Origin of the sequence: Nocardia farcinica, assembly GCF_029867845.1 — a bacterium.
Taxonomy (GTDB): domain Bacteria; phylum Actinomycetota; class Actinomycetes; order Mycobacteriales; family Mycobacteriaceae; genus Nocardia; species Nocardia farcinica_A.
The window spans coordinates 1-13,388 of sequence record NZ_JARWRU010000404.1; the positions used below are offsets into that span (position 1 = coordinate 1).

A 13,388-nucleotide genomic window follows, 5' to 3' on the forward strand; every position below is an offset into this window, starting at 1 on the left:
GGGGGGGGGGGGGGGGGGGGGGCGGGGGGGGGGGGGGGGGGGGGCGGGGGGGGTCGGGGGCCGGCCCCCGGGGCGGGGGGCCTTGGGGGGGGGCGCGGGCGCGGCCCCCGTGGACGGTGACGCGGATGCGTGCGGTGCTCATGCGGTCTCCAGGCGGTAGCGGGGGGCCAGGTCCGGGGTGACCACGCCCGGCGCGGCCGCGACCAGGTCGGGTACGACGGCGAGCATGGCGTTGACCGAGATGTCGGTGACGGCCGACCACTCGCCCTGGTAGTTCTCGTCGTCGAGTTCGTTGCGCATCTCGACGGCTCCCGGACTGCCGTCGAGAGTGATGACGTGACCGCCCGCCCTGCTGCGCGGATGGTCCGGCCCGAGGTGGGCGTTGCCGAGGCCGACGTGCCAGCACTCCTCGTTGGTCATGAAGTGCCGGTCGCCGATGTAGCCGCGGTAGCTCATGTGGATGGCGCCCACGCTGCCCGGCTCGATCACCGTGCCGCCCGCCTCGATCCGCTCCCGCGCGGGCACCGGGTAGACGTGCCGCTCCACCCGCACCTGGTCGGCGCTCGCGCCGAACAGGGTGTGCGCGACATTGGCCAGCACCGCGTCGAAGTAGAAGTGCTGCATGAGCGCGATGGCGTGGTCGGAATCGACCCGGTCCAGCGGCATGCCGAAGCCGAGGCTGGCCAGCCCGCCCCACATCCCGTCCGGGGCGGGGGACAGGTCGCCCACCTCGAGGAAGCGCACCTTGTCCACCTCGTCGAGCAGTCCGGCCAGCCGCAGCAGCAGCTGTTCGACCATCAGTCCGGGGTGCAGGCCGGTGCCGTGCAGCGACACCCCGCCCTCGAGGCAGGCCCGCTGCAACCGGGCGCCGGTCGCGCGCCGGGGCAGCGCCTGGTCGATGACGGCGCCCGCCAGCTTGTCCAGCAGCGGCCGGACCGGCGCGGCGGGCGTGGAGTCGACGACCTTCATGGCCAGCCGCAGACCCGACAGCGCGGTCTCGAGCCGGGGCCCGAAGGCGTCGCCGGTGACCCGCATGGCCGAGACCGTGCGCAACACCGACAGCGGCGACTGCGAGGCCGACAGCCAGGTCGGCATGGCCGGATTGTGGTACGAGGCCGCCGAGACCACGTTCTTGCCCGATTCGAGCAGGTCGATCACATCGGCGTCGGCGCCCTGCACGAGCGCGGGGGTGGTCGGGGTGTGTACCACGACGTCGGCGTCGAGGGCGAGGATCTCCTCCTTGGAGGTGGTGGCCGCGATGCCGACCGGCGGCAGCCCCACCAGCTCCCCGATGTCCTTGCCGTGCTTGTGCGGGCTGAACACCTTGACTCCGACGACGTCGAAGTCGGGCGACTCGAGCGCGGTGCGCAGCGCGCGCCCGCCCATGTCGCCGGGGCCCCAGATGATGAGCCGGTACGGTCGTGCCACGTAACCCCTCCTCGCTTCCTGGACGCATGTCTAACACGACTTCGCTTCCGGCGCTCAGGTTTTGGCAGGCCCGTACCAATCAGTCGTGCCGCGGCTGCGCCATGATCGCCGAGCCCATCCAGCGGCGCAGGTAGCGGCGTAGTTCCTCGCCCTCCCGCGGCGGCGAACCGGGGGAGACGAAGAACGACTGCATGGTGCGCAGGATGTACTCGACCAGCTCGGGCAGCGACTCGTCGTCGTAGCCGTAGCGCTCCCAGTCCACATCGAAGCGGCGGATCATGGTCAGCCCGAAGGCCTTCGCCTCGGCGGAGGTGATGCCCTCGCTGTTGGCCCCGGCGTGCTCGCCGGTGAGCAGCAGTCCCAGATGCGGAATGCGCCTGACCTCGGTGAGGGTGAAGGCCACGCCCTCGGTCATCGCCTCGACCGGGTCGGTGAGCCCGGCGACGTGGGCGGCCAGCCGGTCCAGGAAGCCGGAGACCGAGGCCAGCGCCGCGGCCCTCATCAACGCCTCGGCGCTGGGGAAGTAGCGGTAGACGGTCTGGCGGATGACGCCGAGGGCCTCGGCGACGTCGGCGATGCGGATCTCCGAGCCGGTGCGCGCGATCAGGTCGACCGCGGTGTCCACGATGCGGCGCGCGGCCTGCTCGTCGTTCTCCGGCGGCTGTCCGCCCCACCCGCGTCGTCGTGCCACCGGCTCGCTTCCCGACTCTGTCCCACCAGCTCCGCGCGCGGGTTGCGCGCCGGAAAATCATGCCCTGATCAGGGGTTCGACGCTAGCACAGCGCGTCGCGGCCGGGTCGTGACGGATTCGTTCGGACAAAGCGATCATACAGAACGTGTTCTATTTGTATGATCCTCGCAAGTGGCGCCGCCCGACCGCGTGCGCCGGCAACCGACGAGGTGGGCAACGTGACCGATCTGGTAGTCCGAAAGATGAATTTCGCGTTCGAGGACCACGAAGTGCCGTTCCTGTGGAATCCGAGGAACCCGGCCTTCTCGAGCATGGCCAACGCGGTGTCGTTCCTGGCCATCGGCTTCGAGAAGATGATCGTGAACATGATCCTGCAGGCCAAGCCGATCATCACCGATCCGGGGGTGGCCGAGGAGGCCGAGGCGTTCATGCGCCAGGAAGGCCAGCACTCCACCGCGCACCGCCAGCACGTCAAGGGCCTCATCCGGCACTACCCCGGGTTGCAGGAGACCCTCGACGAGGTGATCGGGGCCTTCGACAAGCTCACCCGCGACACCTCGCTCGAGTACCGGCTGGCCTACACCGCCGACCTGGAGGCCACCTTCACCCCGGTCTTCAAGCTCATGCTCGACAACGAGGCCGTGCTCTTCCGCCCCGGCGACGACCGGGTCGCCTCGCTGTTCATCTGGCACTTCGTCGAGGAGGTCGAGCACCGCAGCTCGGCGCTGATCATCTTCGACTCGGTGGTCGGCAGCGACCTCTACCGGATGCGGCAGGCGCCCTCGATCTTCAAGCACGTGCTCGACGTCATCGCCATCGCCTCGCGCGGGTTCAACAAACACGTCCCGCTCTCCGAGCGCAAGGTCGACGCCATGGCCATGTTCGCGCGTCATCGCAGGGCGCAGAAGCTCAAGAAATGGATTCCCGGCCTGGAACCGGCGAACGACGGGCCGATGCTGCGCGCCTTCGACGAGCTGCCCCTGCGTGAGCAGCTGGTCGCCCTGGCGGGCGTGGTGCGCTCGCAGATGCCACGGCACAACCCGGCGCACGAGAAGCTGCCCGCGCTGGCCGACGAGTGGTTCCGCCGCTACGAGGCGGGCTACGACGTGCAGCGCTGGTACACCGCCGACGCGGCCATCTCCTGAGGGGCGGTCGACGCGTCATGACCGATCACTGTTCTGCCACCTTCTCCGATCTGGCCGAGCGCCTCGGCTTCTCCTGCGCGGAGATGGGCGGACTCGTGGAGTTCCGCAGCCCGTTCGCGCTGGAGAACTGGACCCTGCCGGTGCTGGAGCTGACCATCGTCGTCGGCGCGGTGCTCGCCCTGGGGCTCGCCGTGCTCCGGCTGCGCAGGCAGGGTGACCCGACCAACCTGGTGCTGTGGTTCGGCGCCACCGCCTATCTGTTCGTCATCGAGCCGCCGCTGTACTTCCCGGCCGCGTTCGGCATCGAGGAACACGTGGACACGATGTTCGCCCACAACGTGTTCACCGTCGACTTCCTCTGGGGCAGGCTGCCGATCTACATCGTGGCCATCTACCCCCTCATGGCGACGATCGCCTTCGAGCTGGTGCGGATGCTGGGGGTGTTCCGCCGCTACGGCGTGCTGATCGGCGCGGCCGCGGTGGGTTTCGTGCACCACTGTTTCTACGAGATCTTCGACCACCTCGGTCCGCAGCTGCGCTGGTGGGAGTGGTCGACCGCGAATCCGATCAACCAGCCGATGTTCGACTCGGTGCCGTTGCCGAGCGTGGTGGTCTTCGCCGCGCTGTGGCCGATGTCGCTGGCGCTGTGCGTGCAGTACTTCGTCGGCAGGCACGTCGACGCGGGCCGCGAGTTCACCGGCGTCGAGCTGGTGTGGCGCACCGTGGTGATCGGTCTGCTCGCCTCGGTCGGCACCTTCCTGCTGCCGCTGCCCGCCACCGTCCTCGGCATCGCGGGCACGCCGGTGCGCGGCACGGTCTACGCGCTGGAACTGGTGGTCGTGGTGGTCGTCGGCATCTGGGCGCTGAGCGCGCTGTGGGCGCGGCTGCGCCGGGAGCCGGACCGGGCGTCGGGCTACGTGAACGACTTCGCCCGCTGGTACGGCGTGCTCTACCTGGTGGTCATGGGCGTGCTGTGGGCGTCGGCGTTGCCGGACTTCTTCGCCGCCGTCGACGGGGTGACCGGCAACGGCGATCCGATCGGCAATCTCTGGTACACCCTGGCCTGCTTCGTGTCGGCGATCCTGGTGCTGGCGGCGGCGTTCACCGTCCCGACCGGCACCCGGCCGCGGCCGCGCGATGAGCGGGAACCGGCGCGGCAACCGGCCTGACGATCCGCGCACCGACGCCGCGGCGCCCCGAGCGGGTGCCGCGGCATCGTGCGTCCGGGACCGCCGGTAATCCGCCACGCCCGGCCGCGGGAGCCGATCACGCTGTGGTGCAAGCACTTCGACGCGCCGTAGGTGCGATCCTCCCGTTAGGATCCTCCGTGCGCCCGGCGGTACGCGGGGCCGTGCGGTAGTCGGACGACCGAATCGAGGCACGCGCATGAACCACAAGCTCTGGTTGCTCGGGCGGTCGGTGACGGTGGGCGCGCACATGCTCGGCGAGGCGCTCACCCGGCCGAAGGCCCGGACCGTCGAGGACGTGCCCGTCTCCGCCGAGACCATCACCCCCGAATGGCTGACCGCCGTGCTGTGCCGTGACACGCCCGGCGCGGAGGTGGTCGCCCTCGAGACCGGGGGCGGCAGCGTGGGCACCGCGACGCGGATGGCGATCCGCGTGCGCTACAACGAGATCGGTGTATCGGCCGGGCTTCCCACAGCGCTGTTCGCCAAGACCACCACCGCCTTCTCCCAGCGCATCCTGCTCGGCGGCGGCCGGATGATCGACGGCGAGACCAGGTTCTTCCGCGATTTCCGGCCCAGGGTCGAGATGGAGGCTCCCATCGGCTACTGGGGCGCCGCCGATCCCGGCTCATGGCGCTCGATCGCCCTGATGGAGGACATCGCCGCAACCAGGGGCGCGGAGTTCATCGAACCCTCCGCCAGGATCGGCCGCGACCAGATGGAAGACCTGGTCCGCAATCTGGCCCGGCTGCACCGCACGTTCTGGGCACACCCGGACATCGCCGGGCTCAAGACCACCACGCAGGCGCTGCAAGCCTATCTGGCCGCCATCGACATGAAGAAGCGCTGCGAGGTCGGTCTGGTGCGCGCCGCCTCGGTGGTGCCCGAACGTCTGCACGGGCAGGCAGAGCGCCTGTGGGCAGGGGTGGCCGCCGCCATCGGCAAGGCGACCGATGAGATGCCGCAGACGCTGCTGCACGGCGACCCGCACATCGGGCAGACCTACCGCACCGCGCAGGGCCGGATGGGTTATGTGGACTGGCAGGTCGTCATGCGCGGCGGCTGGGCCCACGACCTGGCCTACACCGTCAACTCCGGTTGCGAGCCCGAGGACCGCCGCGCCTGGGACGCCGATCTGCTGCGCGCCTATCTGGACGAACTCGGTTCCCTCGGCGGCGCGGCGCCGTCGTTCGACGAGGCCTGGCAGGCCTACCGGCAGCAGTCGATGTTCGCCTACGCGGCATGGGCCTTCACCATCGGCCGCGCCGCCTACCAGCCGAAGATGCAGTCCGAGCAGACCTGCCTGACGCTGCTGCGCCGGATCACCACCGCCATCGACGATCACGACTCTCTCACCGCCCTCGGCGTCTAGGTCACCGCCCTCGGCGTCTAGGTCACCGCCCTCGGCGCGTCGTGTCCGGTGCGGCCGCGAAAACCCTCCTGATCGGATACTTTTCACCGTTCGGCTGGCCGCGATGTGGCCACGGCGGTACCATTCCTGACGATTCGTCCCGCGTGTGTGCGTGAAGTGGCCACCGGGACAGTGTTTTTCGGCGGTCGCCGACGTTCTCGGTTGTCCGCCCGCGTGTTTCGGATCGAGCAGTTCGTCGATGTGCGGCGGTGCCGCCATCGGGGCACAGCGTGGTGCCACCCCGCAGTACACGAGAACGAAGTCTGGAGTTCTTCCTTTGAGTACGCCCCAGTCCCGGGTGCAGGTCTCCTCGTGCCCGGTCGCCCACGGCTCCCCCTTCGCCACCGACGAGGTCGCGATACCCCTCTACACCGAGGAGTTCGCGGACGATCCGCACCGGTTCTACCGGCAGATGCGCGCCCGCTACGGCTCGCTGGCGCCGGTGGAACTCGCACCCGGCGTACCGGCCACGCTGGTCGTCGGCTACGCGACCGCGCTGCGCGTGCTCAACGACCCGGATCACTTCCCGGCCGATCCTCGTGCCTGGCAGCAGAACGTGCCCGCCGACTGCCCGATCCGGCCGCTGATGGAATGGCGGCCGATGGCCAGCCGGTGCGCGGGCCAGGAGTTCGACCGCTACCGCCAGGCGATCACCGCAGGCATCGAGCAGGTCGACCTCTACATGATGCACGAGCGGGTGAGCCGCATCGCGGTGCCGCTGATCAACACGTTCTGTCAGGACGGCCGGGCCGACCTGATCCGGCAGTACGTCTACCCGCTGGTGTTCGCCACGGTCAACGAGCTGCTCGGCTGCCCGCCGGAGATCGGTCAGCAGGTCGCGGCGGGCACCGCGGCGCTGCTCGAGGGCGTGGAGGCCGAGAAGGGCAACCAGATCATCACCGATGCCCTGCAACAGCTGGTGGCACTGCGCCGCGCCGAGCCACGGCGCGACATCACCACCGCGCTGCTGCACCACCCGGCCGGCCTGGACGACGAGGAGGCCCGTACCCACGTCTCACAGGTCTACGGCACCGCCATCGAGTTCGAGCTCAACCTCATCGCCAACACCCTGCTGCTGATCTTCACCGACCACCGTTTCGGCGACAGCGTGCTCGGCGGCAACCTCAGTTCCCGCGACGCCCTCGACGAGGTGCTGTTCAACGACCCGCCGGTGGCCAACATGCTCGTCACCTATCCGCGCCAGCCCATGCTCATAGACGACGTCTGGCTACCGGCGCACCAACCGGTGGTGATCTCGATGGCCGCCTGCAACAACGACCCGGCCATCCGCACCGGAGATCTCACCGGCAACCGGTCGCACCTGGCGTGGGGCATCGGCCAGCACGCGTGCCCGGCTCAGGCGCTGGCCCTGCTCATCGCCAAGGACGCCATCGACCAGTTGCTCGACGCGCTGCCGGAGATCAGGGTGACGATGTCGGAGAGCGGACCGCGATGGCGGCCGGGCCCGTTCCATCGGGCGCTGGCGGAACTGCCCGTGACCTTCCCGGCCACCCCGCCATTGGCCACCTGAGCCCGGCCCCTGCGCGCCCGGCCCCGGCTTCGGCCACCGTGTGCGCACATATTCCCTGGTAGAGCGCGTCATCCGGGGATTGTCTACGCTCGATCCACCCGGAGGGCGAACCTGCGGGCAGGGTCGAGTGAAAGGCATTGCGGGCGTGGGGAGCAGGGCGGTGCGTCGGTTGTGCGCGGTGTTGCTCACCGTGTCGCTCGCGGCCGGGGCGGCCGCCTGTACGGCGGAGCCGGGCGCGCGCCCCGAGGGCATCGTCCTGGCCGACGGCGACGAGCTGGGCGGCTACAACCCGGTCGCCGGGCACGGCGAGGCCGGGGATTCCAAGATCTACGACGGCCTGCTGCGGTTGGCGGGCGGCGAGGGCCTGCCCGCGTTCGAACCGGCGCTGGCCGCGCGCCTGCCCGAGGTCTCCGCCGACGGGCTGCGCTGGACGGTGCCGCTGCGCGAAGGCGTGACCTTCACCGACGGCACCGCGCTCGACGCCGCCGACGTGGTGGCCACCTACCGCGCCGTGCTCGATCCGGCGTCGGCCTCCCCGCTGGCCACCGCCTACGAGATGATCGCCGCCGTCGAGGCGACCGGCCCGCACGAGGTGCGATTCACCCTGCGCCACCCCTACGCCGCCCTGCCGGCGAAACTGCTGCTCGGCATCGCGCCCTCGGAGCGGCTCACCGGCGGCTTGGCGTCGGAGTCCGCGCTGAACACCGAACCGGTCGGCACCGGCCCGTACCGGCTGGCCTCGCTGCGCCCGGACCAGGCCGTGCTGGTGGCCAACGAGCACTACTGGGACGGCGCGCCGCAGGTGCCGCGGCTGACGCTGGTGCACGTGCCCGACGACAACGCCCGCGCGCAGCGCCTGCTGGCCGGTGAGGTGGACGGCGCGAATCTGCCGCCCCGGCTGGCCGCCGGTTTCGCCGATCGCGACGGGTTCGAGGTGTCGGCCAACGCCTCCGCCGACTGGCGCGGGGTGAGCCTGCCCGCCGGCCATCCGGTGACCGGCGATCCCGCGATCCGCGCCGCGCTGAACCGGGCGGTGGACCGGCGGGCCATGGTCGAGCACGTGCTCGCCGGTCACGGCAGGCCCGCGTCGACGCCGTTGCCCGCGGTCTACGGTCCCGGTTACGACATCGGCGCCGGGTTCGAGCACGACCCGGCTGCCGCCGAACGCCTCCTCGACGCGGCGGGCTGGCGGCGCGGCCCGTCGGGAGTGCGGGAGAAAGCCGGTGTGGCAGCCGAATTCACCGTCATGTACTTTCCCGAGGACACCCTGCGCCGTGACCTGGCACAGGCCTTCGCCACCGACGCCGACCGGATCGGGGTGCGGGTGCACGTGCGGGCGGTGGACCGAGCCGGGGTGCCCGGACGGCTGCCGGTGGACGCCGCGTTGCTCGGCGGCGGTGATCTGCCGTTCGATCCCGACCCGCAGGTGTACAAGACCCTGCACTCCCGTTACGCGGACCCGGCGGTCGGCTCGGCCTACGACAACGCCTCCGGTTACGTCGATCCCGCGGTCGACGAGGCGCTGGACGCCGCGCGCCGCACCCTCGACCCCGCCGAGCGCGCCGCCCTGTACCGGCGCGTGCAGGAGATCTACCTCGAGCACCCCGGATACGTGATGCTGGTGTTCCTCGACCACACCTATGTCGGCGCCGACACCGGCTACACCGGTGCGCTCCCGGTCCTGGAGCCGCACAGTCACGGCGTGAACTGGGGTCCGTGGTGGAACCTGCGTGAGTGGACCCGGGAATGACCATCACCACCGCCGCCCCGGCCGGGACGCCGCCGGTGCCCGGACGCGGTCGACGCGGTCGCGGCATCGCCCGGATGTGCCTGCGCCGCGCCCTGTTCGCGGTCCCGCTGCTCGTCGTGGTCTCGCTCGCGCTGTTCGCGCTGGCGGCCCGCTCGCCGTTCGACCCGCTCGCCGGCTATCTCGGCGACCGCTACACCACCGTCTCCACCGCCGACCGGCAACGGCTGGCCGACGAGCTGGGGACCGGGCAGTCCTGGTGGCGGCAGTGGGCGAGCTGGGCGGGCCACGCCATGACCGGTGATCTCGGCTACTCACGCGCCTACGCGCAGCCGGTCACCACGGTCATGGCCGAGCGCGGGCCGTGGACGCTGCTGCTGTCCGGGGTGGCGCTGGCCTGCGCGGTGCTCGCCGCGGCGACGCTCGGCCTGTGGGCGGCGCGGCGGGCAGGGGGACTTGTCGATCGCGCGGTCACGGTGTCGGCCACGCTCGTGCAGTCGGTGCCGCCGTTCGTGCTGTCGCTGGCCTCGGTGAGCGTGTTGGCGGTCGGCTTCCGCCTGTTCCCGGTCGCGGGGCTGACCGATCCCGGCGCGGACCCGTCTCTGCGCCAGGTGAGCCGCCACCTGGTGCTGCCCGCCGCGGTGCTGGCGCTGTCGCTGCTGCCGTGGCTGGTGCTCTCGCTGCGCCAATCCCTGCGCGCGGCCGCGGAATCCGACGCCGTCCTCGGCGCCAGGGCGCGCGGCATCCCCGAATCCGTGGTGCTGCGCAAGCACATCCTGCCCGTCGCGCTCGGCCCGTTCACCACCGTCGTCGGCCTGCGCCTGCCGGAGTTGCTGGTGGGCGCGGCCGTGGTGGAGGAGGTCTTCTCCTGGCCGGGCCTGGCGGGCAGCCTGGTCACCGCGGCACGCGAACTCGACTTCGCCCTGCTCGCCGCGCTCACCGTCGCCACCACGCTGCTGGTGCTCGCGGGCTCGCTGCTGGCCGATGTGGCGCACGCGCTCATCGACCCGAGAGTGGGCCGCGATGGCTGAGTCCGCTCCCGGCCGGTCGAGGACGCTGCGGTGCGCGATCGCGGTGCTCGCCGCCGTCGCGCTGTACGCGCTGCTGGTTCCCGCCCTGGCCGGAACCGACCCGCGCCTGACCGATTTCGCCGCCGCCGATCTGCCGCCCTCGCCCGCGCACTGGTTCGGCACCGACTTCTCCGGCCGGGACCTGTTCGAGCGCACCGCCGCCGGGCTGCGGGTGTCGCTGTTGATCGCGACGATCTGCGCCGTTGCCGCCACGGTGCTCGGCCTGGCGGTGGGCGTGACGGCGGGCGCGCTCGGCGGACGGGTGGACGGGCTGGTCATGCGCGTGGTCGACGGGGTGAACGCGCTGCCGCACCTGCTGGTCGGCATCGTGATCGTGGCGTTGTATCCCGGCAGCGTGGTCGCCGTCATCGCCTCCATCGCCCTCACACACTGGACCCAGGTCGCCAGGATCGCGCGCGCCGAGGTGCGCACCGCCCGCACCGCCGCCTACGTCGAGGCCGCGCGGCTGGCCGGCGCGTCCGGGCCACGCGTCACCCTCGCCCACCTGGTGCCAGCGGCGGCCGGGCAGGCGCTGGTGGCGGTGGTCCTGCTGCTGCCGCACGCCATCTGGCACGAGTCGACGCTGTCGTTCCTCGGACTCGGCCTGCCCCCGGACCGCGCCTCGCTGGGCACCCTGCTCCAGGACGCCCGCGCGGCCGTGCTCACCGGCTCCTGGTGGACGCTCGCCTTCCCGGCGCTCGCCCTCGTCGTGACCACCCTGGCGGTCGCGGGTGCCGGTGCGGCCCTGCGCGACCGCATCACTCCGCCGCTGCCGCAACGGGCGGTGCGATGAGTGCCGCCGAACCGGTGCTGACCGTCGAGCAGTTGACCGTCCGCATCCCCACCCGCGCCGGGACCGTGCACGCGGTGACCGAGGTCGACCTGCGGCTGGACGCCGGGCGCGTGCACGCCCTCGTCGGCGAATCCGGTTGCGGGAAATCGGTCACCGGCGCGGCGATCTGCGGGCTGCTGCCGAGGGACGCGAGCGTGCGCGGCCGCGCTCTGCTGCACGACGGCGGCACCGCCCCTGTCGACCTGGTGACCGCGGGCCCAGCGACCTGGCGCCGCCTGCGCGGCCGGCGGATCGCCTGGATACCCCAGTCCGCCGCCACCTCCTTCACCCCGGTGCGCACCCTCGGCGCCCAGCTCGCCGAGACCTGCGCCCACCTCGACGCCGACCGCACCCCCGCCGAACTGCTCGAACTGGCCGGACTCGAGCCGGCGGCGGCCCGCCTGTTCCCGCACGAACTGTCCGGCGGCATGGCCCAGCGCGCCGCCGTCGCCTGCGCCCTGGCGGGCAGGCCGCGGCTGATCGTCGCCGACGAACCGACCGCCGCGCTCGACCCGGGCCGCACCGCCCACATCCTGGCCCTGCTGCGCGCCGCCGCCGACGCCGGAGCCGCCGTGCTGCTCATCAGCCACGATCTGGACACCCTCGCCGAGCACACCGACCACGTGGCCGTCATGTATGCCTCCCGCATTCTCGAAACCGGTCCCACCGCGACTGTTTTCGCCGACCCCTGGCATCCCTGCACCCGCGACCTGCTGGCCGCCACGCCCGCGGGCGGCCTGCACCCCATCCCGGGCTCGCCACCCGCCCTCACCGACGCGGCCCCCGACTGCGTCTACCACCTGCGCCGTCCCGCCCCCGGCTTCTCCGGCGGACCCACCCACCTCACCATCCACGGCGACCGCACCGTCCGCCGGTTGATCGGAGCCGACCGGTGAGCCTGCGCGCCCACGACGTCACCGCGGGCCACGACGGGACCCCGGTGTTCACCGGCGTGAACTTCACCGTCGAGCCCGGCCGCGTCACCGGGCTCACCGGTCCCTCCGGTGGCGGCAAGACCACGCTGGCCCGCGTGCTCGCCGGGCTGCACCGTCCGTCGGCCGGGCAGGTCAGCCTCGACGGCGACCCGCTGCCCGCCCGGCCCGGCGGTGAGGTCGCCCTGCTCTATCAGTCGCCCCGCCAGGCCGTCACTCCGCGCTGGACACTGGCCCGCATCATCGGCGAACCCCTGCGCGCCCGCCCCGCCGGATCTCGCCGCTCCGGCCCGCCGGACGAGATCGTCCTCGAAACCGCCCGTCTGGTCGGCCTGACCCCCGACCTGCTCGACCGCAGGCCACACCAGGTCTCCGACGGCCAGCTCCAGCGCGCCTGCCTGGCCCGTGCCCTCGTCCAGCGCCCGCGCTACCTGCTCTGCGACGAGATGACCGCCATGCTCGATCCCGCCACCACCGCGAGCCTGACCGCCGTGCTCACCGCCAGGGCCCGCGCCGGACTCGGGGTCCTGGCCGTCAGTCACCATCGCGCCCTGCTCGACGCCTGGGCCGACGTCCGTTTCCTCCTCGACGGCGGCGCGCTCACGGCGCTGCCGTGAACCCGCCTGTGAACCAGCGCCGGGCGGACCGCGCGTCCGGGCTCTCGCCAGCACCCCATCGCGCGGGTTAGTGTGTCAAGCAAATGCTTGGTTGTTAGGGGGAGCGAGGAGATCGTCGGGTGTTCGATCCGAAGCGCTACGGGCCGTGGGCCGTGATCGCGGGCGGCTCCGAGGGCGTCGGCGCCGCCTTCGCCGACCAGCTGGCCGACGCGGGCCTCAACCTCGTGCTCATCGCCCGCAAACCGGGACCGTTGGAGCAGACCGCCGCCGCGGCGCGCGCCCGCGGCGCCGAGGTGCGCACGGTGGCGGTCGATCTCACCGACCCGGCCGCCGTCGCCGAGATCGTCGCCGCGACCGAGGACGTCGAGGTCGGCCTGCTGATCTACAACGCGGGAGCCAACAGCTACGGCAGCGAGTTCGTGCTCGGCGAGCTGGACCGCTTCCGCGCCGTCGTCGACCTCAACATCACCGCTCAACTGGCCCTGGTGCACCACTTCGGGGCCCGCATGCGGGCGGCGGGGCGCGGCGGACTGCTACTGGTCGGCTCCATGAGCGGCTTCCTCGGCGGCTACCACCAGACCGTCTACGCCGGGGTGAAGGCGTTCGGCAGGTTGTTCGCCGAATCACTGTGGCTGGAACTGCGCGAGCACGGCGTCGACGTGCTGGAACTGGTGCTCGGCGTGACCCGAACTCCCGCCATGGAACGCGCGGGCCTGAATTTCGACGTGCCAGGCATGCGGGTGAGCGAGCCCGCCGACGTGGCCAGGGAAGGACTGGACCATCTCGCCGACGGCCCG

The 13,388-nt window shown here is 71.9% G+C and carries 12 protein-coding genes; 10 read left to right on the top strand and 2 right to left on the bottom strand.

Annotated elements, in window-relative coordinates:
- Window positions 1–138 precede the first annotated feature (138 nt).
- Window positions 139–1,428, bottom strand: a complete 1,290-nt coding sequence (locus QH283_RS08570) for a hypothetical protein (RefSeq protein ID WP_280502484.1) — start codon at window positions 1,426–1,428, stop codon at window positions 139–141.
- A 79-nt stretch (window positions 1,429–1,507) separates the two neighbouring features.
- Complete coding sequence (locus tag QH283_RS08575; protein WP_280502485.1) at window positions 1,508–2,119, bottom strand: TetR/AcrR family transcriptional regulator; 612 nt, start codon at window positions 2,117–2,119, stop codon at window positions 1,508–1,510.
- A gap of 218 nt (window positions 2,120–2,337) precedes the next feature.
- Here QH283_RS08575 and QH283_RS08580 point away from each other — a divergent pair, with 218 nt between their 5' ends.
- From QH283_RS08580 to QH283_RS08625, 10 genes are all read left to right on the top strand, one after another.
- Window positions 2,338–3,264 (top strand): metal-dependent hydrolase, encoded by a 927-nt coding sequence (locus QH283_RS08580; protein ID WP_280502486.1) that lies wholly within the window; start codon window positions 2,338–2,340, stop codon window positions 3,262–3,264.
- A gap of 17 nt (window positions 3,265–3,281) precedes the next feature.
- The gene (locus QH283_RS08585; protein ID WP_280502487.1) at window positions 3,282–4,433 is read left to right on the top strand and encodes a hypothetical protein; all 1,152 of its coding nucleotides are present in this window, start codon (window positions 3,282–3,284) and stop codon (window positions 4,431–4,433) included.
- A gap of 217 nt (window positions 4,434–4,650) precedes the next feature.
- The gene (locus QH283_RS08590) at window positions 4,651–5,823 is read left to right on the top strand and encodes an aminoglycoside phosphotransferase family protein (protein ID WP_280502488.1); all 1,173 of its coding nucleotides are present in this window, start codon (window positions 4,651–4,653) and stop codon (window positions 5,821–5,823) included.
- Window positions 5,824–6,139: 316 nt separating this feature from the next.
- Window positions 6,140–7,393, top strand: coding sequence for a cytochrome P450 (locus QH283_RS08595; protein WP_280502489.1), 1,254 nt, complete (start codon window positions 6,140–6,142; stop codon window positions 7,391–7,393).
- A 160-nt stretch (window positions 7,394–7,553) separates the two neighbouring features.
- Window positions 7,554–9,143 (top strand): ABC transporter substrate-binding protein, encoded by a 1,590-nt coding sequence (locus QH283_RS08600; RefSeq protein WP_348538269.1) that lies wholly within the window; start codon window positions 7,554–7,556, stop codon window positions 9,141–9,143.
- Between the two features lie 74 nt (window positions 9,144–9,217).
- Entirely contained in the window at window positions 9,218–10,171 is a 954-nt protein-coding gene (locus QH283_RS08605) for an ABC transporter permease (RefSeq protein ID WP_280502495.1), read from the top strand.
- Window positions 10,164–11,003: an ABC transporter permease gene (locus QH283_RS08610; protein WP_280502490.1), complete on the top strand. Its 840-nt coding sequence runs from the start codon at window positions 10,164–10,166 to the stop codon at window positions 11,001–11,003. The genes QH283_RS08605 and QH283_RS08610 overlap by 8 nt, the downstream gene beginning before the upstream one ends.
- Window positions 11,000–11,938: an ABC transporter ATP-binding protein gene (locus QH283_RS08615; RefSeq protein ID WP_280502491.1), complete on the top strand. Its 939-nt coding sequence runs from the start codon at window positions 11,000–11,002 to the stop codon at window positions 11,936–11,938. Before QH283_RS08610 ends, QH283_RS08615 begins: the two co-directional genes overlap by 4 nt.
- Window positions 11,935–12,591 (top strand): ABC transporter ATP-binding protein, encoded by a 657-nt coding sequence (locus QH283_RS08620; protein WP_280502492.1) that lies wholly within the window; start codon window positions 11,935–11,937, stop codon window positions 12,589–12,591. Before QH283_RS08615 ends, QH283_RS08620 begins: the two co-directional genes overlap by 4 nt.
- A gap of 119 nt (window positions 12,592–12,710) precedes the next feature.
- A partial coding sequence (locus QH283_RS08625) for an SDR family NAD(P)-dependent oxidoreductase (RefSeq protein ID WP_280502493.1) occupies window positions 12,711–13,388 on the top strand: 678 nt, incomplete at its 3' end.